Annotated in this window: 16 protein-coding genes and 2 pseudogenes; 16 read left to right on the plus strand and 2 right to left on the minus strand. The window is 61.3% G+C overall.

All coding sequences use genetic code 11. The features are described 5' to 3' along the window. Positions 1-35 precede the first annotated feature (35 nt). The 5 genes and pseudogenes from holA to HWX91_RS15040 all read left to right on the plus strand — a co-directional run. Positions 36-1157 (plus strand): DNA polymerase III subunit delta, encoded by a 1122-nt coding sequence (gene holA, locus HWX91_RS15025; protein WP_028196410.1) that lies wholly within the window; start codon positions 36-38, stop codon positions 1155-1157. 156 nt (positions 1158-1313) lie between these two features. Then, positions 1314-2585, plus strand: coding sequence for a glutamate-5-semialdehyde dehydrogenase (locus HWX91_RS15030; protein ID WP_028196409.1), 1272 nt, complete (start codon positions 1314-1316; stop codon positions 2583-2585). Positions 2586-2720: 135 nt separating this feature from the next. After that, complete coding sequence (locus tag HWX91_RS15035; protein ID WP_028196408.1) at positions 2721-3137, plus strand: CopD family protein; 417 nt, start codon at positions 2721-2723, stop codon at positions 3135-3137. Positions 3138-3684: 547 nt separating this feature from the next. Then, positions 3685-3807, plus strand: a pseudogene (locus tag HWX91_RS41315) (ESPR domain-containing protein); the annotation flags it as partial. A 276-nt stretch (positions 3808-4083) separates the two neighbouring features. Then, positions 4084-8643: pseudogene (locus HWX91_RS15040) on the plus strand (beta strand repeat-containing protein); the annotation flags it as partial. 198 nt (positions 8644-8841) lie between these two features. Here the strand turns inward: HWX91_RS15040 and HWX91_RS15045 are convergent. After that, positions 8842-9687, minus strand: a complete 846-nt coding sequence (locus HWX91_RS15045) for a MurR/RpiR family transcriptional regulator (protein WP_028196407.1) — start codon at positions 9685-9687, stop codon at positions 8842-8844. Positions 9688-9978: 291 nt separating this feature from the next. Here HWX91_RS15045 and edd point away from each other — a divergent pair, with 291 nt between their 5' ends. The 5 genes from edd (at position 9979) to HWX91_RS15070 (ending at position 15656) form a co-directional block, all read left to right on the plus strand. Further along, entirely contained in the window at positions 9979-11895 is a 1917-nt protein-coding gene (gene edd, locus HWX91_RS15050; protein WP_028196406.1) for a phosphogluconate dehydratase, read from the plus strand. Positions 11896-11921: 26 nt separating this feature from the next. Next, positions 11922-12563: a bifunctional 4-hydroxy-2-oxoglutarate aldolase/2-dehydro-3-deoxy-phosphogluconate aldolase gene (gene eda / locus HWX91_RS15055; protein WP_028196405.1), complete on the plus strand. Its 642-nt coding sequence runs from the start codon at positions 11922-11924 to the stop codon at positions 12561-12563. A 251-nt stretch (positions 12564-12814) separates the two neighbouring features. Further along, positions 12815-14179: a GntP family permease gene (locus HWX91_RS15060; RefSeq protein WP_028196404.1), complete on the plus strand. Its 1365-nt coding sequence runs from the start codon at positions 12815-12817 to the stop codon at positions 14177-14179. Between the two features lie 10 nt (positions 14180-14189). Beyond that, positions 14190-14693, plus strand: a complete 504-nt coding sequence (locus HWX91_RS15065; RefSeq protein WP_028196403.1) for a gluconokinase — start codon at positions 14190-14192, stop codon at positions 14691-14693. Between the two features lie 204 nt (positions 14694-14897). Beyond that, complete coding sequence (locus HWX91_RS15070) at positions 14898-15656, plus strand: class I SAM-dependent methyltransferase (protein WP_028196402.1); 759 nt, start codon at positions 14898-14900, stop codon at positions 15654-15656. 100 nt (positions 15657-15756) lie between these two features. On the opposite strand, the gene purB is transcribed toward HWX91_RS15070, so the two are convergent. Then, the gene (purB, locus tag HWX91_RS15075; RefSeq protein WP_028196401.1) at positions 15757-17145 is read right to left on the minus strand and encodes an adenylosuccinate lyase; all 1389 of its coding nucleotides are present in this window, start codon (positions 17143-17145) and stop codon (positions 15757-15759) included. Between the two features lie 311 nt (positions 17146-17456). Here purB and HWX91_RS15080 point away from each other — a divergent pair, with 311 nt between their 5' ends. From HWX91_RS15080 to HWX91_RS15105, 6 genes are all read left to right on the plus strand, one after another. Beyond that, the gene (locus HWX91_RS15080; protein ID WP_028196400.1) at positions 17457-18419 is read left to right on the plus strand and encodes a LysR family transcriptional regulator; all 963 of its coding nucleotides are present in this window, start codon (positions 17457-17459) and stop codon (positions 18417-18419) included. Between the two features lie 138 nt (positions 18420-18557). Beyond that, on the plus strand, positions 18558-19871 hold the full coding sequence (locus tag HWX91_RS15085; protein WP_028196399.1) for a Glu/Leu/Phe/Val family dehydrogenase: 1314 nt from the start codon (positions 18558-18560) through the stop codon (positions 19869-19871). Between the two features lie 338 nt (positions 19872-20209). Continuing rightward, positions 20210-21103, plus strand: a complete 894-nt coding sequence (locus tag HWX91_RS15090) for a glutamate/aspartate ABC transporter substrate-binding protein (protein ID WP_028196397.1) — start codon at positions 20210-20212, stop codon at positions 21101-21103. An 82-nt stretch (positions 21104-21185) separates the two neighbouring features. Further along, positions 21186-21926: an amino acid ABC transporter permease gene (locus HWX91_RS15095; protein ID WP_028196396.1), complete on the plus strand. Its 741-nt coding sequence runs from the start codon at positions 21186-21188 to the stop codon at positions 21924-21926. Further along, entirely contained in the window at positions 21926-22603 is a 678-nt protein-coding gene (gltK, locus tag HWX91_RS15100) for a glutamate/aspartate ABC transporter permease GltK (RefSeq protein ID WP_028196395.1), read from the plus strand. Before HWX91_RS15095 ends, gltK begins: the two co-directional genes overlap by 1 nt. Beyond that, positions 22600-23325 (plus strand): amino acid ABC transporter ATP-binding protein, encoded by a 726-nt coding sequence (locus tag HWX91_RS15105; protein WP_028196394.1) that lies wholly within the window; start codon positions 22600-22602, stop codon positions 23323-23325. The genes gltK and HWX91_RS15105 overlap by 4 nt, the downstream gene beginning before the upstream one ends. Positions 23326-23400 lie beyond the last annotated feature (75 nt).

Raw genomic sequence — 23400 nt, forward strand, 5'->3', positions numbered from 1 at the left:
CTTATGTACTTAATCAACCTCCCCGATCAGTAGCCATGCAACTGCGACTTGACGCGCTCGAAGCGCATCTCGCCAAGGGACTCGGCGGACTGTACGTTGTGTACGGCGACGAGCATCTCCTTGCGCAGGAAGCGTGCGACCGGATTCGCGCAACGGCGCGCGCGGCCGGTTTTACCGATCGTTCGGTGTTCACCGTCGAGCGCGGCTTCGACTGGAGTTCGTTGCTGGGCGCGAGTCAGTCGATGTCGTTGTTCGGCGATCGCCAACTGGTCGAGTTGCGTATTCCGTCGGGCAAGCCCGGCAAGGAAGGCGCGGATGCGCTGAAGACGCTTGCCGCCGCTGTGAATGACGACGTGCTGACCATGATCACGCTGCCGCGGCTCGATGCGGCGACGCAAAAGTCCGCGTGGTTCACCGCGCTGTCCGATGCCGGTGTAGCGCTGAAAATCGATCCAGTGGAGCGTGCGCAGTTGCCGAATTGGGTCGGCCAGCGGCTTGCGGCGCAGGGCCAGCGAGTTGTGGCCGGTGAAGAGGGGCGTCGCGCGTTGGCGTTCATTGCTGAGCGGGTTGAAGGCAATCTGCTGGCGGCGCATCAGGAAATCCAGAAGCTCGGGCTGCTGTATCCGGCGGGTTCGTTGAGCTTTGAACAGATTCAGGACGCAGTGCTGAATGTCGCCCGTTACGACGTTTTCAAGCTGAACGAAGCGATGCTGGCGGGTGACGTCGGCCGCTTATCGCGCATGCTCGACGGCTTGCGCGGCGAAGGCGAGGCTGCGGTGCTAGTGCTGTGGGCGGTTGTTGAAGAAGTGCGGACGTTGTTGCGGATCAAGCGCGGCGTTGCGGCCGGCAAGCCGCTTGCGATGCTGGTGCGTGAGAACCGCGTTTGGGGTCCGCGCGAACGGCTGATTGGGCCCGCGTTGTCGCGCGTCACGGAAAGCGCGCTTGAAAAGGCGCTCGCTTTGGCAGCGCGGCTGGATCGGCAGGTGAAGGGATTGTCGGGCGGCACGCCGGGCAATCATCGCAACGATCCGCCGCCCGATCCGTGGGATGGTCTGTTTGAGCTGGCGATGACGGTGGCTTCGCCGTCCAAAGCGGCGCCTGTGCCGCCGCCGCGACCTCGTTCGGCGGCAATTGCGCCGGTGCGAAGGCCAGTCTGATCTGGGCGATCCTCGTCGGCGGCGCTAAGGATCTCACCTCAGCCACTCGCCCACGTGACAAGCAAAGCTGCGCCACCCGACTTACAATCGTTTCATCTTTTTGCTAATTCTGCCTGTCCGCTGCACCTCGATGTGCGCGGCATCACGAGAATCACCATGGATATCGACCAGTACATGACCGACGTCGGTCGTCGCGCCCGCCACGCTTCGCGCGCGATGGCACGTGCGTCGACTGCGGCGAAGAATGCTGCGCTCGCGGCCGTTGCCGAGGCGATCGAGCGCGACGCCGCGTTGTTGAAAGATGCCAACGCGCGCGATGTCGCTCGCGCTCGCGACAAAGGTCTCGACGCTGCGTTTATCGATCGCTTAACGCTGTCGGACAAGGCGTTGAAGACGATGGTCGAAGGTTTGCGGCAAGTCGCCGCGCTGGCCGATCCGATTGGCGAGATCAGCAATCTGAAATACCGACCAAGCGGTATCCAGGTCGGTCAGATGCGCGTGCCGCTCGGCGTGATCGGCATCATTTATGAATCGCGTCCGAACGTGACGATCGACGCCGCCGCGTTGTGCCTGAAGTCGGGCAACGCGACGATTCTGCGCGGCGGTTCGGAGGCGCTCGAATGCAACACCGCGCTGGCGAAGCTGATCGGCGAAGGCCTGGAGGCCGCGGGTTTGCCGCAGGACGCCGTGCAAGTGGTGGCTACGTCGGATCGGGCTGCGGTGGGCAAGCTGATTACGATGACCGAGTACGTCGACGTGATCGTGCCGCGTGGCGGCAAGAGCCTGATCGAGCGGCTGATCAACGAGGCGCGCGTGCCGATGATCAAGCACCTCGACGGCATCTGCCACGTGTACGTGGACGATCGCGCCGACATCGCGAAGGCGCTGACCGTTTGCGACAACGCCAAGACGCATCGTTACGGCACCTGCAATACGATGGAAACGCTGCTGATCGCGCGAGGTATTGCCGCCGAAGTGCTGCCGCCGTTGGGCAAGTTGTATCGCGACAAGGAGGTCGAGTTGCGAGTGGATGCCGCGGCGCGCACGGTGCTTGCTGACGCGGGTATCGGTCCGCTAGTGGATGCCACCGAAGAAGACTGGCGCACCGAGTATCTCGCTCCGGTGCTCGCGATCAAGGTGGTCGACAACCTCGACGCGGCGATCGAGCACATTAACGAGTACAGTTCGCATCATACGGATGCGATCGTCACCGAAGATCATGATCGTGCCATGCGGTTCCTGCGTGAAGTGGATTCGGCGAGTGTCATGGTGAACGCCTCGACGCGTTTCGCTGACGGCTTTGAATTCGGGCTGGGCGCGGAGATCGGTATTTCCAACGACAAGTTGCATGCGCGTGGGCCCGTGGGGCTGGAAGGGCTGACGTCGCTGAAGTATGTTGTGCTTGGGCACGGTGAGGGTCGGCAGTAGGCGGTAACGGGCCGGCGGCGGACTGGCGGCGGACATGAGCTACCGCTAACGGGCGCATTTTTCCGGGAGTGTGCCGACCGGCGGCCGACTTGGTACGCCATCGACACGTTGCAAAAGCTTGGACAAGGATCGCTGATGCTTTGGGTAAAGACGTTTCACATCGTTCTGATTGCCTCCTGGTTTGCCGGCCTGTTCTACCTGCCGCGCATTTTCGTCAATCTGGCGATGGAAACGGAGCCCGCCGCGACGGCGCGACTGTTGACCATGGCGCGCAAATTGTTCCGGTTTATGACATTCATCGCGGTGCCGGCGTTGGCTTGCGGACTATGGTTGTGGCTCGCGGTAGGCATTGGCCGCGGGCAAGGCTGGATCCACGCGAAGGTGGGTGTGGTTGTACTGCTGATCATCTATCACGCGTATTGCGGCGTGCTGCTGCGGACGTTCGAGCGCGGTGAGAACAAGCGCACGGACAAGTGGTATCGAATGTTTAACGAACTACCCGTGCTGGGGATGTTGGCGGCGGTGGCGTTGGTGGTGATCAAGCCGTTTTAAGAATAAGAAATCTCTTATTTATTTTTTTGATGGGTTATGAATTATTTCGTGCGGCATGTATTAGTCGCGCCGAAGTCCATTTCATGACAATTTATCCTGGCGATTTTATTTGATCGTCGGCGATTCCGGGTTGGCGCGTTTCTGTGCCAACTATTAATCCCAAGAATTTCGCAATGCGTTTGACCGATGCGTTCAGAATTGTCTGAATCCGCATGCAGGGCCAATGGCGCGTCAATTGTTGCTTGAGGCAGCTGTGCCTGGCGTTGACAGTTCTGAGTCTTCACACTCGGTGCGGCGCTACCTCATCAATCTCATGTTTATCACCAAGTGAATCCTCTTACAGACCAATCTGGTTTAAGAGTCATCTGATTCATCGTCCGACAGATAAATCCTACATTGACGTCATCCCGGAAGGATTAATGGGATGGTCCGAGAATTCTTATCGTAACGACCACTTTTTCAATCCTTCTGTCACCGGCTGACGTATGCAGATTTCCTGGTACGCGCCTCTTCAAACACAGATCCTGTTACCAGGAAGGATGAAAACGTGAACAAGTCGTATAAAAGCGTATGGAATGAAGCTACTGGCACCTATGTCGCTGCGCCGGAACGGGCGAGAAGTCGTGGCAAGAAAAGCTCGAGCAAGATAGCGCTAGTTTTGGCGATGCTCGCGACGGGAGGCGCTGCGGATGCTTTTGCTGCAACGGGGACAGCCATAGGCGGCTGCACAACTAGCTCTTTCGACTCCAATATTGCAATCGACGGCGCAGCTGCGATCAATTGCACTAAGGCTACCGGGACGAGTTCTATTGCCATCGGATCATCTGCGACGGCGGGAGGGGCTGGTGCTGGCACCTCAGTTTCAGGCAAGGGTTCCGGCGACTACGATCAACTGGCAGTCGGTGTGCGTTCCACTGCCGCGGCCAACGCTGCTACAGCTATTGGTGTGGACTCTAATTCCTCGGGAATTGCTGCGGTCGCGCTTGGCTCCGCGGCGTCCGCCTCGGCAAATTCGGCCATCGCGATCGGTGACGCGGCGCAGGCCTCGCAACTTGGAGCGATCGCCGTGGGCGCGACGGCGATCGCTCAGGCTGCCAACGCTGTCGCTTTGGGCGCTGGCGCAGTTGTAAGCGGAATCAATTCGGTTGCTTTGGGCGCCAATACGGTTGCCGACCGCGCTAACACCGTCTCGGTCGGTTCTACGACTGCACAACGTCAAATTGTGAACGTGGCGGCGGGTACGCAGAACACGGACGCCGTGAACGTTGCACAGTTGAAGGCAGCAGGCCTGACGACGGACACCAGCGGCAACGCTACGAATTCGTTCGTTGCGTATGACGACAGCACGAAGGCGAAAGTTAGCCTCGGCGGCGGCGCATCTGGCACGAAGATTACGAATTTGATGGCTGGCGCTGTTTCGGCAACCAGCACGGACGCCGTGAATGGTGCGCAGCTGTTCAAGCTGACGGACGGATCGACCGCGATGAATTCCGCGTACGTGAAAGTGCGCGGTGCTGGCAATGGAACGGACAATGCATCTGCCGGTGGGGGCGGTGGGATTGCAATCGGTGCTAATGCGCAGACGGCATCCGACGGGACTACCGCATATGGAGTGATTGCCATTGGTCAGAACGCTTCTGCGGGTTCTAACGGCTATACCGGTGCAGTGGCTTTGGGCGCTGATTCGCAAAGCCTTTACAACTCGGTTGCGCTTGGTCGAGGGGCAACGTCATTGGCAACGGGCGGTCTCGCGGTGGGTGGGTATGCGAGCGCTACTCAGGCCAGCGCTACAGCAGTGGGAGCCAATTCGAACGCGAGTTACAACGCAACTGCCTTGGGCACCTCCGCGACGGCTAGTGCTACCGATTCGGTCGCGCTTGGTCGTGGTTCGGTGGCTAGCGTTGCGAATACGGTTTCGGTGGGCACGGTAGGCGGCGAGCGGCAGATCGTTAATGTGGCAGCGGGTAAGCAGGATACGGCGGCGGTCAACCTCAAGCAGTTGAAGGATGCGGGTCTGACGACAGACACGTCGGGCAACGTGACGAACGCATTCGTGGCATATGACGACAGCACGAAGGCGAAGATCAGCCTGGGCGGTGGTGTGGCAGGCACGACGATCACGAACGTGAACGCGGGCGCGCTGAGCGCAACGAGCATGGATGCGGTGAACGGCTCACAACTGTTCGCGACGAACACGAACGTGACGAACCTGAGCAACACCGTCAATAGCATTAGCAATGGCAGCGGCATCAAGTATTTTCATGTGAACTCCACCGGTGCAGACTCCGTGGTGACCGGCGAAGCAATTGCGATCGGTCCTGGCGGCACAGCGACCGGTGGCGGTAGCATCGCAATTGGGCGTGGGGCGAGTGCGCTGATGACAACGTCGTATGCGTCGACCTTAGCGGTCGGTGACGGTGCATCAGCGAAAGGCAGGTCCGTGGCATTGGGCGCGAGCGCATCAGCGTCCGACCTGAGCATGGCAGTTGGCATTGGGGCCACTGCCTCGGACGGCAATGCCGTTGCGGTTGGTAATTCCTCCCAAGCGGCATCTGGATCGGCCATTGCCCTTGGCACTTCGGCTGCAGTAGACACGACTTCGACGTACGCCATGGCGCTGGGGGCCAACGCAAGCATAACGGGCGGCGTCAACAGTATTGCGCTGGGCGCGAGTGCGAGCGTAACGCAGGCCAGCTCGGTTGCGCTGGGTAATAATACATCGGTTACGGCTGGCAACGCGGTGGCGCTGGGCGCCAACTCGGTGGCGAATCGTGCAAATACTGTATCAGTCGGTACTGGAACGGCGCAGCGCCAGATCGTGAACGTGGCAGCGGGGACGGCGGACACGGACGCGGTGAACGTCAAGCAGTTGAAGAACGCGGGTCTGACGACAGACACGTCGGGCAACGTGACGAACGCGTTCGTGGCATATGACGACAGCACGAAGGACAAGGTAACGCTCGGCGGCGCGGCTGGCACGACCCTCACGAATCTGAAAGCCGGCGCGTTGTCTGCATCGAGCACCGATGCCGTCGTCGGCTCGCAGTTGTACACGACGAACCAGAATATTGCTCAGAACACCGCCGCGATCGCGCAAAACACGAGCGACATCGCGAAGAACGCCGGCGATATCACGAATATCGATTCGCGTGTGTCAACTGTCGAAGGCTCGGTGACGAACATCACGAATCAGATCAACAGCGGTGAACTCGGTCTCGTGCAGCAGGACCAGACTTCGCGCAACCTGACCGTAGGTGCGGCGACGGACGGCACACAGATCAGCGTGGCCGGCACGGCTGGCAATCGTGTGGTGACAGGTGTAGCCGCCGGTAGCCTCACCGCGTCGAGCAATGATGCCGTGAACGGTTCGCAGCTCTACGCGACGAACCAGAATGTCGCGCAGAATGCCGCCGCTATTGCACAGAACACCAGCGATATCGCGGAGAATGCAAGCGCCATCACGACGCTCAATACGACGGTCAATAACATCAACAGCGGATCGGTAGGCCTCGTGCAACAGGATGCGACGAGCCATAAAATTACTGTCGCGAACGCGACCGCCGGCACGACCGTGGACTTTGCCGGCACCGCCGGCGCACGCCAGTTGAAGGGCGTGGCAACCGGTATCGCCGACACCGACGCAGTCAACGTTGCGCAGTTGAAGGCAGCGGGTCTGTCGACTGACGCAAGCGGCAATGTGACCAATGCCTTCGTCGCGTATGACGACAACACGAAGGATGTATTGACCTTGGGCGGCGGCGTGACGGGTACGTCGATCACGAACCTGAAGGCCGGTGCTCTTTCCGCGTCCAGCACGGATGCGGTTAATGGTTCGCAGCTTTACACGACGAACCAGAATGTCGCGCAGAACACCGCCGCAATCGCGCAAAACGAGAGTGACATCGCCCAGAACACAAGCGACATCGCGAAGAACGCCGGCGACATCACGAGCATCGATTCGCGTGTCACGAATGTTGAAGGCTCGATGACCAATATCACGAACCAGATCAACAGCGGCGAATTGGGTCTCGTGCAACAGGATCAGACGTCACGCGATCTGACTGTCGCAAAGAACACGGACGGTACTCACGTCGATTTCGCCGGCACAGCGGGTGCGCGTGAACTGCTCGGCGTCGCAGCCGGTACGACCCTTGGTTCGGCCGTGAATCTTGGTCAGTTGAGCCCGGTCGTGGCAGCCCTCGGCGGCGGCGCGCAGGTGAACGCGGACGGCTCGATCATCAGCCCGACGTACCACATGCAGGGCGGCACGCAGACCACCGTCGGCGGCGCGTTGGACGCGTTGGACACCAATCTGTCGTCGCTGACCGCGCAGATCAATACCGGCAGCATCGGCATGGTCACGCAGGACAGCACGTCGCGTGATCTGCGCGTCGGCGCGAGCACCGATGGGTTGCGCATCAGCATGGCGGGCACCGCTGGAAATCGCGTTGTGACTGGCGTGGCAGCGGGCGCGGTCAATGTATCGAGCAGCGACGTGATGAACGGTTCGCAGTTGTACGCGAATGCAACCAGCACGGCCTCCGCACTGGGTGGCGGTTCGATCGTCAACGCGGACGGCACGATTTCGGCGCCGACCTACAGCGTGGGTGGTACGACGGTGAACAACGTCGGCGCGGCGATCAGCAATATCGACGGCCGCGTCAGTCAGAACACCTCGGACATCGCGAGCCTGCAATCGACGGTCGGCACGATCAGCGGTTCGGTCGCGAACGCGGTGCAGTATGACTCCGCCGCGCATGACAAGGTGACGCTGGGTGGTATGGACAGCGCGTCGAAGGTCAAGCTGAGCAACCTGCAGGATGCCGAACTGTCGGCGACCAGCACGGACGCCGTGACCGGCGCGCAATTGTGGAACACCAATCAACAGATCTCCGATCTGAATCAGACTGTGCAGAACTATCAGACCACCGGCGCCGCCGGCATGTCGATCGATAACGGCGGCGCACCAGCGGCCGCCGCGACTGGCAGCGGTTCGATGGCGATGGGTGGGGGTTCACAGGCGAGCGGTGATAATTCGATGGCCATGGGCAGCGGCGCGAACGCAAGCGGCAGCGGCTCGATGGCGATGGGTGCGGGTTCGCAAGCCAGCGCGGACAACTCCGTCGCGCTCGGCGCGGGTTCGGTGGCCGATCAGGCGAACACCGTGTCGGTCGGTTCGCCGGGTAACGAGCGACGCATCACGAATGTCGCCGACGGTAAGGCGCCGACGGACGCCGTGAACATGCGCCAGTTCCAGTCCGGCATGGGCGCGGTGGCACGCAATGCTTACAGCGGCGTGGCAGCAGCTACTGCGTTGACGATGATTCCCGAAGTCGATCCGGGCAAGACCCTGGCGGTCGGTGTGGCAGGTGGCAGCTACAAGGGTTATCAGGCTGCGGCGATTGGTGCTTCGGCGCGTATCAACGCGAACCTGAAGGTAAAGGTAGGCGCGGGTATCAGCGCGGCCGACACGACCTACGGTGTCGGTGCGTCGTACCAGTGGTAAGCCGGTGAGGATGGCGAGAAGCGGTGTCGGTGGGCCGCGGTTCGCCAGCCAGCCTAGCCATCGCGTTGTACTTTAGTAGAAACAAGACGGGCTCCCATCAGGGAGCCCGTCTTGTTTTGCACGCCGATTCGAGAACGACAGACAGATGCTGCGCCGGTTGCCGCGCAAACCAGGCTACTGGCGCGTGACGCAACTCGACTAAGCGCCCGGATCGATCCGCCGCCGGGTGATCACTTCCTTCGCTTGCGCCATTTTTTCCACCAACTCCGGTCCCCGGCTCAGTGCCACCCCCACCGCCAGAATATCGCCGATCGCGAGATGCGAGACGCGCGAGGTCATCGGCGAAAAAATGTCCGTGTCTTCGTCGACGTTGGCGAACAGGCCAACCGTAGCCAGTCGCGCCAACGGCGAATTGCCGTGTGTGATCGCAATCACCTTGGCGCCGGTTGCAAGCGCGGATTTCACCGCGTCCACGATGTCGCGTGTGCGGCCCGTGTTCGAGATCGCCACCACTACGTCGCCCTCTCCAAGCAATGCGGCCGACATCAAAAACGTATGCGGGTCCGAATACGCGACGCTCGGCATTCCCAGGCGGAAGAACTTGTGCTGCACGTCCAGCGCGGCGATGCCCGAGCCGCCCGCGCCATAGAACTCGATTCGCCGTGCGTGGGCCAGCAATTCGATCGCCGCCGCCACGCTGTCCGACGACAAATTGTTGCGCACCTGGATCAGCGCGCCGATGGTCCGGTCCAGCACCTTCGCGGCAACGCCTGGCGCCGGCTCGTCCGGCCTCACGTCGCGATAGACGGCTGGTACTTCCGCGGCAATGCCCTGCGCGAGCCGGATCTTGAACTCGCGGAAACCCGAAAATCCGAGTGCATGACAGAACCGCGCGATGGTCGGCTGGCTGACGCCCGCGCGTGCGGCCACCTCGGTCATCGAAAGATCGAGCACCTCGCGCGGCGCTTCGATCACGTAGTCGGCCAGCTTGCGCTCGGACGGACGCAACTGGTCGCGCATCTCTTCCACCTGAGACAGCATCATCGGAAAACTCGCACTATGCTGAAGAATGCGTGGACTATATCTGATTGCAGAAGAAGGTACAAAAACTACATATTGGGTGCTAGGTGTATTCCCTGGGTTTTGGTGTCTATGCCGCCAAGGCAGTGTGGGTAAGGATGTTAGGCGATTCAAATATGCCGCGACGCAGCAAGAATCGTCGTTGCGATCGTGTAGTTTTTCTACTAAGATTGCGTCGTCGACTGATTCGACATCCCCGCGATACCTGCCTGGCATAGTGCGTGCGCGCTTCAAGCCAGCGACGAAGGAGCTCCGATGGTTTCCCCGCATTCGCAATTGTTGAAGGTCACGCAACGCGTGATCGAGCGCAGCAAACCCACCCGCGAGTCATATCTGGCGCGCATCGAGCACGCGCAAGGCAAATTTCCGGCGCGCGGCGCGCTCTCCTGCGCCAATCTGGCCCACGGTTTTGCCGGCCTCGTAGGCAACGACAAGCTCGTGATCAAGCAGGTTCGCGAACCGAACATCGGCATCGTGTCGTCGTATAACGAAATGCTGTCCGCGCACGCGCCGTACAAAAACTACCCGGACATCATCAAGGAGGCCGCGCGGGAAAACGGCGGCGTCGCGCAGTTCGCGGGCGGCGTGCCGGCCATGTGCGACGGCGTCACGCAGGGCAACGCGGGCATGGAACTGTCGTTGTTCTCGCGCGAAGTGATCGCGATGAGCACGGCGGTCGCCCTCACGCACAACATGTTCGACGCGGCGCTGTGCCTGGGCATCTGCGACAAGATCGTGCCGGGTCTGCTGATCGGCGCGCTGCAATTCGGCCATCTGCCGACGATTTTCGTGCCGGCCGGCCCGATGGGTAGCGGTCTGTCGAACGACGACAAAGCCAAGACCCGCCAACTCTTCGCCACCGGCCAGTGCGGCCGCGACGCGCTGCTCGAAGCGGAAGCCGCGGCGTATCACAGCCAGGGCACCTGCACGTTCTACGGCACCGCGAACAGCAATCAGATGCTGATGGAAGTCATGGGCCTGCATCTGCCGGGCTCGGCCTTCGTCCATCCGCATACGGCGTTGCGCGACGCGCTGACCGCGCAGGCCGCGCGCCGCGTGCTCGATCTGACGGTGGAGCGCGGCAACTACACGCCGATCGGCCATGTGGTCGACGAGAAAGCGGTCGTCAACGGCATCGTCGCGTTGCTGGCAACGGGCGGATCGACCAACCATACGCTGCACCTGGTGGCGATTGCGCGGGCGGCCGGCATCGTGATCGACTGGAACGATTTCGATACGTTGTCGCAAGCGGTGCCGCTGCTCGCGAAGATTTACCCGAACGGCAAAGCCGACGTGAATCACTTCCACGCGGCCGGCGGTGTTGCGTTCCTGGTTCGCAATCTGCTTGAAGGCGGTTTGCTGCATGAAGACGTGAACACCGTCGCGGGCAAGGGGCTCAAGCACTACACGGAAGAGCCGAAGCTGATCGACGGCAAGCTGCAATGGGCGCCGGGCGCGGACAAGAGCGAAGACACGGCGGTGCTGCGCGGCATCAAGGAGCCGTTCCAGCCGGACGGCGGCTTGCGTCTGATGCAGGGCAAGCTCGGCCGCGGCGTGATCAAGATTTCCGCGGTGGCGGCGCAGCATCGCAAGGTGAAGGCGCCGGCTATCGTGTTCGATTCGCAGGAAGCGGTGCAGGCCGCGTTCGACAACGGCGAACTGAAGCGCGATTTCATCGCGGTGGTGCGCTTCCAGGGCGCGCGTGCAAACGGCATGCCAGAGCTGCATCGTTTGACGCCGCTGCTCGGTGTGTTGCAGGATCAGGGTTTCCATGTCGCGCTGGTTACCGACGGCCGCATGTCGGGCGCTTCGGGCAAGGTGCCGGCGGTGATCCATCTGTCGCCGGAAGCATTGCTGCAAGGCCCGATCGGCAAGGTCCGCACGGGCGACATGCTGGTGATCGACGCTGACGCAGGCGTGCTCGACATCGAGATCGATGTAGCCGAATGGGCGGCGCGGCCGGAAGCAGTGCCGCAGCATCAGGCGGAAAATGAAGTCGGTTTCGGCCGTGAACTGTTCGGCGTGTTTCGCGCGGCGGCGGCGCCGGCGGAGCTCGGCGCCTCGGTGTTCGGTCCGATGGTCGGCGAGCGCGCGGCGCACCATGGTGAGCCGGCCCAGGCACACACCAAAGCACACGGCAACGCACATACAAGCACCACGCAAGCCAGCTAAACGCTGCAGAAATAAGGAGTTTGACTATGACGTCGAAAACAGTAAGCGAGATCGTGCGCCTTGGCCCGGTGATTCCGGTGCTCGCGTTCGATTCGGTCGAACAGGGTGAGCACGTGTCGCGCGCCTTGCACGCGGGTGGCGTAAAAGTGCTGGAAATCACGCTGCGCACCGCGGCCGGTCTGGAAGCGATCGAACGCGCGAGCCAACTGGCGGAAGACATCGTGGTCGGCGTCGGTACGATCACGAAGCCCGAGCACTGCGCTCAGGCAAAGAAGGCCGGCGCGCAGTTCGGCGTCTCGCCCGGCCTCACGAAAGACATGCACAAGGCCGCGCAGGATGCGGGTTTGCCGCTGCTGCCGGGCGTCATGACGCCGTCTGACATCATCGCCGCGCTCGAACTCGGCTACGAGATCGTCAAGTTCTTCCCGGCGCAGCAGGCCGGTGGCGTGCCAATGCTGCAGGCATTTCATGGCCCGTTCCCGGCACTCAAGTTCTGCCCGACCGGCGGCATTACCGCCGAAACGGCCCCTAACTTCCTCGCACTGCCGAACGTGGTGTGTGTCGGCGGCTCGTGGTTGACGCCGAAAGCCGCGCTCGCCGCGCAGAACTGGGACGAAGTCACGCGTCTCGCGCGTGCCGCCAGCCAGTTGGCTGCACCTGCCCATTGAATTGAAGCGGTCGGTACTTTAGTCCGGTAGCCTGGCTCAAGGAAAAAGAGCCTCGTCGAAGCAGCCTGTCAGGTTGTCGCGGCGAGGCTCTTTTCGATATGTGCGCCGGATTCGCACGCGTCTAGCTGCAACAAACAGTAAAATTCAGCGTCCGCGCGGCTTGCCGGGTTTTCTGGCACCGCTGCAGGTCGCCGTGAGGCAGGTGCCAGCCGTGTTCCGCACCAACATCAATAACGCAAAGGAGGAGCTTCATGGAAGCTGTCCACGGCAGCACGCTGCTGGTCTTCGCGGTGATCGCCATCGCACTTCTGATCCTGCTGATCACCCGCTACAAGGTTTATCCGTTCCTCGTCCTGATCATCGTTTCGCTGCTGCTGGGTCTCGCATCCGGCATGCCGATCGGCACGATCGTCAAATCCTTCGAAACCGGCAACGGCAACACGCTCGGCCACATTGCGATCGTGGTCGGCCTCGGCACGATGCTCGGCAAAATGATGGCCGAATCGGGCGGCGCGGAGCGTATCGCGACCACGCTGATCGACAAGTTCGGCGAGAAGCACATTCACTGGGCGATGATGGTCGTGGCGATCATCGTCGGCTTGCCGGTGTTTTTTGAAGTCGGTTTCGTGCTGCTGATTCCGATTGCGTTCAACGTCGCCAAACGCACCAACAAATCGTTGCTGCTGATCGGCTTGCCGATGGTCGCCGGTCTGTCCGTCGTGCACGGTCTGATCCCGCCGCACCCCGCTGCAATGCTGGCGGTGCAGGCGTATCACGCCGACATCGGCAAGACGATTGCGTACGGTCTGATCGTGGGCGTGCCCACCGCAATCGTCGCCGGTCCGTTGTTTGCGCTGCTGATCAGCCGCTACATCAAGCTGCCGGAGAACAATCCGCTGTCCGCGCAGTTTCTAGGCGAGGCCAACAAGCAAAAGGAAGCGCGCGAACTGCCGGGCTTCGGCATCACGCTGTTCACGATCTTGTTGCCGGTGATTCTGATGCTGATCGGCAGTTGGGCCGATCTCGTGTTCGAGCCGAAAACTCTGGCGAACGACCTGCTGCGTTTCGTCGGCAACTCGGACGTCGCGCTATTGATCGCCGTGCTGGTCAGTTTCTGGACCTTCGGCGCGAGCCGCGGCTTCAATCGTGAGCAGATTCAGAAGTTCTGCGGCGAATGTCTGGCGCCGATCGCGGGCATCACGCTGATCGTGGGCGCGGGCGGCGGCTTCGGGCGTGTGCTGATGGACAGCGGCATCTCCAAGGAAATCGTCAATGTGGCGACGGCCATGCATCTGTCGCCGCTGCTGTTCGGCTGGCTGGTGGCCGCGCTGATTCGTCTGGCTACAGGCTCGGCGACCGTGGCGATGACAACCGCGTGCGGCATCGTCGCACCGATCGCTTCGGCTAGCGGTGTGCAGGTCACGCCGGAATTGCTGGTGCTCGCCACGGGTTCGGGTTCGCTGATTTTTTCGCACGTGAACGACGGCGGTTTCTGGCTGATCAAGGAATACTTCGGTATGACAGTGGGGCAGACCTTCAAGACATGGTCGCTCCTCGAAACCATCATTTCATTGATGGGCTTGGGTTTGACTTTCGCGCTCGCGACGGTCGTGTAAGGAGTTTTTGATGATTCTGATCGCAATGGGCGTATCGGGCGCCGGCAAAACGAGGATTGGCGAAATGCTGGCGGAGCGCCTGCACTGCGCGTTCACTGACGGCGACGCGTTTCACAGCGCCGCCAACAAAGAGAAAATGCACCACGGCATTCCGCTTACCGACGAAGACCGTTGGCCGTGGTTGCAAACCATCCGTGCGGCGATCGAAGAGAAGCAGAGGGCGGGCGAGAAGGCGGTGTTCACGTGTTCGTCGCTGAAACGTTCGTATCGCGACGTGCTGCGCGGCGGTAGCGGCGGCGACAAAGGTGTCTGCTTCGTTTATCTGAAGGGCTCGTTTGAAGTGCTGCGCGAGCGGTTGACGACGCGTACCGGCCACTTCTTCGATCCTTCCCTGCTGCAAAGCCAGCTCGATACGCTCGAGGAGCCGGGTCCGGACGAGGCGATCACGGTGAGTATCGAACTCTCGCCGGAGCAGATCGTCGACGAAGTGTTGAGGCAACTGGCAGTGCGCTAAGGCTTCACGGCCGACGCTGCCTATCGACGACCCGGCCGCGCAAGTGGCCGGGTCGTTTCAATTTGAGAGCCGTGTGGGTTGTGCCGGCGCGCCGACATTTCAGGCATGAAGCGCTGTGCTTTGGGACGTGTCCGATTCTCTTGTTTTCCGCGCTTTGATCCAATCGCAGTCTTTCTGACGGATCGAAACTCAAAGGCGGTGAACATGGTGCACATCGAGGGAGACAGGCTGAACCCAGTCGCAAGCATTTCAAGCTGCAAGATTTGCCGGGGTACGGCGCCGCTTTGCGGCGTGGTCGACTTCAACAAGAACTGCGAAGAACGCCGTGGCCATTTCTTGCCGCTTGCTGCGATACCGATTTACTACCACCGCTGCGACGATTGCGGACTGGTTTTCACGCATGCGTTCGATCGATGGAGCAAGCATGCGTTCGCGACGCACATTTACAACGCCGCTTATGCAGACGTCGATCCCGACTATATCGCGACCCGTCCCGCAGCCAATGCACCGGCGATCGCGAATATAGCCGCGCGAGGCGACCGGCTCAAGTGTCTCGACTACGGCGGCGGCAATGGGCAACTGGCCGCGATGTTGCGCGAACGTGGCGTGGATGCGCACAGTTGGGATCCAATGGGGCAGGCTGGTACCGAACCGTCGTCGGACTCTTTCGACCTGGTGACGGCGTTCGAAGTGCTGGAACATACGCCCGAGCCGCGCGTGACGGTTGCGAATGCGCTCAGCAAGCTCAGGCCGCAAGGCGTGATGCTGTTTACGACCTTGACGATCGACACGCTGCCGCCGCGTGCGATGGACCATTGGTACATTGCGCCGCGCAACGGCCACATCACGATTCACACGTGCCGCTCACTGGATACGCTCTTCGAGGCGTTCGGCTATCGCGTGCAGCATCTCGACCCGAATACCCACCTCGCCTTGCGCGAAGTGCCGGACTGGTTGTCTTAAGCCGCTTGCGGCGGCTCAAATGAAAAACGCCGTTCAGTGTTCGACTGAACGGCGTTGCTTGCGCGGTAAGGTTGCGCGCGGCGGGGTGCTGCCTTAAGCCTTAAGCGATCCGCTTGGCCAGCTCCACAGCCTTGCCGATATACGAACCCGGTGTCATGGCGAGCAAACGGTCCTTCGCATCTTGCGGAATCGCGAGACCGCTCACGAACGTTTGCAACGCTTCACGCGTGATGCCCTTGCCGCGCGTCAATTCCTTCAGTTGCTCGTACGGGTTCTCGATGCCGTAACGGCGCATCACCGTTTGCACCGGTTCCGCCAGCACTTCCCAGCAGTTGTCGAGGTCTTCGTTCAGACGCTGCGCATTCACCTCAAGTTTGTCCAGACCGCGGATCAGCGAGTCGTACGCAAGCAGCGAGTAGCCGAACGCGACACCGATATTGCGCAGCACCGTCGAGTCGGTCAGGTCGCGCTGCCAGCGCGAAATCGGCAGCTTGTCGGCGAGGTGGCGCAGCGTGGCGTTGGCGAGACCGAGGTTGCCTTCCGAGTTTTCGAAATCGATCGGATTGACCTTGTGCGGCATCGTGGACGAACCAATTTCGCCGGCCTTCGTGCGTTGCTTGAAGTAACCGACCGAGATGTAGCCCCACACGTCGCGGTCCAGGTCCAGCAGGATCGTGTTGGCACGCGACACGGCGTCGAACAGCTCAGCCATGTAGTCGTGCGGTTCGATCTGGATCGTGTACGGATTGAACGTGAGCTTCAGACGCTTTTCCACTACTTCGCGCGAGAACGCTTCCCAGTCGAATTCCGGATACGCCGACAGATGCGCATTGAAGTTGCCGACCGCGCCGTTCATCTTGCCCAGCAGTTCGACCTTCGCGATGCGCTCGATCGCACGTTCCAGACGCGCGGCGACGTTCGCGATTTCCTTGCCGAGCGTGGTGGGGCTGGCCGGCTGGCCGTGCGTGCGGGACAGCATCGGCTGTTCGGCTTGCGCATGCGCCAGCGCCACGAGACGTTGGTGCACCGAGCGCAGCGCCGGCAGGATCACGTGTTCGCGCGCGCCCGCCAGCATCAGGCCGTGTGACGTGTTGTTGATGTCTTCCGACGTGCAGGCGAAATGGATGAACTCGCTCGCGCGTTCCAGTTCTTCCTGACCCTTGACCGATTCCTTCAGCCAGTATTCGACAGCCTTCACGTCGTGATTCGTCACGCGTTCGATTTCCTTGATGCGCGCGGCGTCGTGAGCGGTGAAGCGCTCGGCCAGTTGCAGCAGGAATTGTTCGGACGCTTCGGAAAAGCGCGGCACTTCGGCGAAACCGGCGTGCGAGAGCGCGATCAGCCAGTGAATTTCGACGGTGACGCGATTGCGCATGAACGCGGCTTCCGAGAGCCAGTCGCGCAGGGCTTCGGTCTTCGAGGCGTAACGGCCGTCGAGCGGGGAGAGCGCGTTAAGCGCGAACAGGGTGTCGGGGCGGGTGTCGGACATGGTGGAGGCGCGAGTTGTGGCTGATTGGGGCGTTGAGCGTTCGGGGGGCGCTCAATGACCGGTTCTGGAACGGAGGGAAGCGCGAATTTTACCACTGTGCGGCGCGCGGCCCGAAGTTGGCGGCTTTCCCGGCGGTGACGGGCCGGGATCGGGACGGGTATGGAGCATGGGGCGCCTTTCTCGCCGTTCTGGCCGGGGAATTCCGGGCAGTCCCTAACGGCGGGTTCAGTGCACGCCTCGCGCGCAACCCCGCGCCCCGGCCGCGCCGCTAGAATGCTGACTTCTTCCCTTCCGCTGGCAGCAGGCTTCGCATGGAACTGAAATGGCTCGAAGACTTCGTTTCGCTCGCGGAAACGCGTAGTTTCAGCCGCTCGGCCGAATCGCGCCACGTCACGCAGCCGGCGTTTTCGCGACGGATTCAGGCACTGGAAGCGTGGCTCGGTACGGAACTGATCGATCGTTCGGTGTATCCGACGCGGCTGACGGCGGCGGGTCAGGTTTTCTACGAGCAGGCGCTTGCCATGCTCTCGCAGTTCCACGAGGCGCGTGCTCTGCTGCGCGGGCACACGGCGACGCCGCAGGCGACCATCGAGTTCGCGGTGCCGCACACGCTGTCGCTCACGTACTTTCCGCGCTGGCTGCAACGCATCGAGGCTCAAATGGGCCCGATCCACACCCGGCTGCGGGCGCTGAACGTGCACGATGCGGCGTTGGCGCTGGTGGAAGGCGGCTGCGATCTGATGATGGCGTATCACCATCCGAGCCACCCCATCGCGCTCGATCCGGCACGGTACGACATGCTCACGCTCGGCAACGAGCCGATCAGTCCATTTTCGGCGCCCGGCCGCGCCGCCCGCCCGCGGCACACGCTGCCGGGCACGGCGCAGAACCCGACGCCCTATCTGACCTACACACCGAACGCATACCTGGGCCGGATGACCGAAGTGATCCTCGCCAATGCGCCCGAGCGTCTCTATCTCGACCGGCTGTACGAAACCGACATGGCCGAGGGGCTCAAGGCAATGGCGCTGGCCGGCCACGGCATCGCCTTTCTGCCGTACAGCGCGGTGGAAGACGCGGTTGCCGACGGCAAGCTGATTCGCCTTGATCGCGCCACGCGTGGCACGCCCGAGGGGCAACTCACGCTGACCATGGAGATTCGCCTCTATCGCGACAAGCTGGCCGCGAAAGGCGACGATGCGCGGCAGATACTCGTGCGGCAGTTATGGGACGTGGTATCGGAGGAGTTGGCGCAGGGCACGGGCGCTACCTGAAAACCTGCGTCCCCACGACGTGAATTTGCGGCTTCTTGATGGTTATGCAAAAAAAACATAACTGGATAAGGAAACGGCATTGGATTTCAAAACGGCGTTTTTCGACAATGCTGTTATTCGATCAACGCCGGAGCGTTCATGTCATCCCAGCAACAAGCCGCACAATCCGCATCAACGTTGCAGTCCGTTCCTTCCTACCTGAATAAAGACGACCTCGGCCCGTGGGGCAACTACCTGCGTCAGGTCGACCGCGTCGCGCCGTACCTCGGCTCCCTGTCCCGCTGGCTCGAAACCCTGAAGCGCCCGAAGCGCATTCTGGTCGTCGACGTGCCGATCGAACTCGATAACGGTACGGTGGCGCATTTCGAGGGCTATCGCGTGCAGCACAACGTGTCGCGCGGTCCGGGTAAGGGCGGTGTGCGCTATCACCAGGACGTGACGCTGTCGGAAGTGATGGCGCTGTCGGCGTGGATGTCGGTCAAGAACGCGGCCGTGAACGTGCCGTACGGCGGCGCGAAGGGCGGTATTCGCGTCGACCCGCGCACCTTGTCGCGTGGCGAGCTGGAGCGCGTGACGCGCCGCTACACGAGCGAAATCGGCATCATCATCGGACCGAACACCGACATCCCCGCGCCGGACGTGAACACGAACGAGCAGATCATGGCGTGGATGATGGACACGTACTCCATGAACCAGGGCCAAACGGCGACGGGCGTCGTGACAGGCAAGCCGATCGCGCTGGGCGGTTCGCTGGGCCGTCGTGAAGCGACCGGCCGTGGCGTATTCGTGGTGGCTTCCGAAGCGGCGCGCCGCATCGGCGTCGACATCGAAGGCGCGCGTATTGCCGTGCAGGGCTTCGGCAACGTGGGCGGCATTGCCGCGCGTCTGTTCCAGGAAGCGGGTTCGAAGCTGGTGGCGGTGCAGGATCACACCGGCTCGCTGTACAAGTCGACCGGTATCGACGCTGTCGCGTTGGCGGATTACGTGGCGAAGAACGGCGGCGTGGGCGGTTTCCCGGAAGCCGATGCCGTCACGAACGAAGAATTCTGGACGGTCGAATCGGATATCCTGATTCCGGCCGCACTGGAAAACCAGATCACCGAAAAGAACGCCGGCAAGATCAAGACGAAGATCGTCGTGGAAGGCGCCAACGGCCCGACCACCACGGCAGCGGATGACATTCTGCACGACCGCGGCATCCTCGTGATTCCGGACGTGGTGGCCAATGCCGGCGGCGTGACGGTATCGTACTTCGAGTGGGTGCAAGACTTCTCGAGCTTCTTCTGGACTGAAGACGAGATCAACCAGCGTCTCGAGCGCGTGATGCGCGAAGCATTTGCCGCCGTATGGCAAGTGTCGAGCGAACAGAAAGTGTCCGTGCGGACCGCGGCCTTTATCGTTGCGTGTAAGCGGATTCTCGAAGCGCGCGAACTGCGCGGCCTGTACCCCTGATCTGATTGCGTGAAACGGCGGGTCCGCTACCTCGCGGGCCTGACCGGTCCTTGCTTCAACGCGGTTCAAAAGACCGCGTGTTCGACCCGGCGGGCGGCATCGTATCGATGCCGCCCGCCTTCGTCTGTCCGGAAAGGTTGAGCGACCGTCCGGGAAGCGCCGCCTTGAGCGACAAGCCGCGTAACGGGTGCCCGGCATGCCCGACGCGCCGGGCGCCGCCGCGCCGGGCGCCGACGCGCAAGGGCTTTGGGCGATACACAACAACATGGTTTATAGCAATACTTTCAGAATAATTACTTTGCTAAACTGGCGCCGGTTCTTGCCAAGGAGATCACCAAATGAAGGTTAAAAAAGCTGCGCTGCTGCTCGCGACTCTCGGACTGTTCACGGTCGGCGCGCACGCGCAAGACGCTGGTACGCTGAAAAAAATCAAGGACACGGGTGTCATTTCGCTGGGCCACCGCGAATCGTCGATCCCGTTCTCGTATTACGACGACAAGCAGAATGTCATCGGCTACTCGCAAGAATTCGCGCTGAAGGTGGTTGAGGCGGTCAAGCAGAAGCTGAACATGCCGAACCTGAAGGTCAAGCTGACGCCCGTCACGTCGCAAAACCGGATTCCGCTGGTGCAGAACGGCACCGTCGACATGGAATGCGGCTCGACCACGAATAACGCCGAGCGCCAGCAACAGGCTGCCTTCTCGAACACGATCTTCGTGATCGGCACGCGCCTGATGACCAAGAAAGACTCCGGCATCAAGGACTGGGCCGATCTGAAGGGCAAGACGGTCGTGACCACCGCCGGTACGACGTCCGAGCGCCTGCTTCGCAAGATGAATCAGGACAAGAGCATGGGCATGAACATCATCAGCGCGAAGGACCACGGCGAGTCGTTCCTGACGCTTTCCACCGGCCGCGCTGCCGCGTTCATGATGGACGACGCGCTGCTCGCAGGCGAGCGCGCCAAGTCGAACAACCCGGGCGATTTCGTGATCGTCGGCACGCCACAATCGCATGAAGCTTACGGCTGCATGATTCGCAAGAACGATCCGGAATTCAAGAAGGTGGTGGACGACGCGATCGCGAAGGTCGAAACTTCGGGCGAAGCCGATCAGATCTACAAGAAGTGGTTCGAATCGCCGATTCCGCCGAAGGGCCTGAACCTGAACTTCCCGGAAAGCGACGACATGAAGGCGCTCTTCAAGAGCCCGAATGACAAGGCAATCGATTAAACCTTAGCCGTTTTTTTGAAACGCTGAACGAAACGGAAGGGGCCACGCGCTTCTTCCGTTTCTTTTTGCTGGAGTCTTGGTCATGTCATATCACTGGAACTGGGGCATTCTGCTGAGTCCCGTCTCCACCGGCGAGCCGACCACTTATCTGGGCTGGCTAATGTCCGGCTTCTGGGTGACGATTACCGTGTCGCTGTCGGCGTGGGTGATCGCGCTGATCGTCGGCTCGTTTTTCGGTGTGCTGCGCACGGTGCCGAACAAATGGGCATCGGGTATCGGCACGCTGTATGTCGCGATTTTCCGCAACATCCCCCTCATCGTGCAGTTCTTCATCTGGTATCTGGTGATACCGGAGCTGCTGCCGGTGTCGATCGGCAACTGGTTCAAGCAACTGCCGCCGGGCGCGCAGTTCTTCTCGTCGTCGATCCTCTGTCTCGGGCTGTTCACTGCCGCGCGCGTCTGCGAGCAGGTTCGCTCGGGCATCAACGCGTTGCCGAAGGGCCAGCGCGCCGCGGGTCTGGCCATGGGGTTCACGCAGTGGCAGACGTATCGCTACGTGCTGCTGCCGGTGGCGTACCGGATCATCGTGCCGCCGCTGACGTCCGAGTTTCTGAACATCTTCAAGAACTCGGCGGTGGCGTCGACCATCGGTCTGCTGGACCTGTCCGCGCAGGCGCGGCAACTGGTCGACTACACGTCGCAGACGTATGAGTCGTTCATTGCGGTCACGCTGGCTTATGTGCTGATCAACCTGGTCGTGATGCAACTGATGCGCTGGGTCGAACACAAGTCCCGGTTGCCCGGCTATATCGGAGGTAAGTGATGCATCATTTCGACTGGAGCGGTATTCCGGGCGCACTGCCTACGCTGTGGACCGGCGCTATCGTCACCATCAAGATCACGCTGATCGCGATCGTGATCGGCATTATCTGGGGCACGATTCTCGCGATCATGCGGCTCTCGCCGTTCAAGCCGTTCGAATGGTTCGCGAAGGGTTACGTCACGATCTTCCGTTCGATCCCGCTGGTCATGGTGCTCCTGTGGTTCTTCCTGATCGTGCCGCAGGTGCTGCAAAACGTGCTGGGTTTGTCGCCGGATATCGACATCCGGCTGGCTTCGGCAATGGTCGCCTTCTCGCTGTTCGAGGCCGCGTACTATTCGGAGATCATCCGTGCGGGCATCCAGGCGGTGCCGCGCGGACAGGTCAATGCCGCGTTTGCGCTCGGCATGAGCTACCCGCAGGCAATGCGCCTCATCGTGTTGCCGCAGGCGTTCCGCGCGATGGTGCCGCTGCTGCTTACGCAAGGTATCGTGCTGTTTCAGGATACGTCGCTCGTCTACGTGATCAGCCTCGCCGACTTCTTCCGCACCGCCACGAATATTGGCGATCGTGACGGCACGAATGTCGAAATGGTACTGTTCGCGGGCGCGTGTTATTTCGTGATCTGCGTGATCGCGTCGAGCCTCGTCAAAGGTCTTCAGAAAAAGGTCGCAAGATGATCTCTATCAAGAATGTTTCGAAGTGGTACGGTCAGTTTCAAGTGCTGACCGACTGCACGACGGAAGTCAAAAAAGGTGAAGTGGTGGTGGTGTGCGGGCCGTCGGGCTCGGGCAAGTCCACGCTGATCAAAACCGTCAACGGCCTCGAGCCGTTCCAGAAGGGCGAGATCGTCATCAACGGCCAATCGCTGACCGACAAGAAAACCAATCTGTCCAAGCTGCGTGCGAAAGTCGGCATGGTGTTCCAGCACTTCGAGCTGTTCCCGCATCTGTCGATCGTGCAGAACCTGACACTCGCACAGGTCAAGGTGCTTGGCCGCTCGAACGACGAAGCCACGGCGAAGGGGCTGAAGCTGCTCGATCGCGTCGGTCTGCGCGCGCATGCGGATAAGTTTCCGGGGCAGTTGTCCGGCGGTCAGCAGCAGCGTGTGGCGATTGCGCGCGCATTGTCGATGGACCCGATCGCGATGCTGTTCGACGAACCGACTTCCGCACTCGATCCGGAAATGATCAACGAAGTGCTCGACGTGATGGTCGAACTCGCGCAGGAAGGCATGACGATGATGTGCGTCACGCACGAAATGGGCTTTGCGAGGAAGGTCGCGCACCGCGTGATCTTCATGGACAAGGGCTTGATCGTGGAAGACGACAAGAAGGAAGATTTCTTCGCGAATCCGAAGTCGGATCGCGCGAAAGACTTTCTGGCCAAGATCCTGCACTGAGCTTGTTGCCGGGCCGAGTCGGTTAGTTGGCGTGGTCTGGGCAGAAAAAAAAGCCGCTTCGGAAGAAGCGGCTTT

The sequence above is a fragment of the Paraburkholderia fungorum genome, assembly GCF_902833645.1.
Classification (GTDB): Bacteria; Pseudomonadota; Gammaproteobacteria; order Burkholderiales; family Burkholderiaceae; genus Paraburkholderia; species Paraburkholderia fungorum.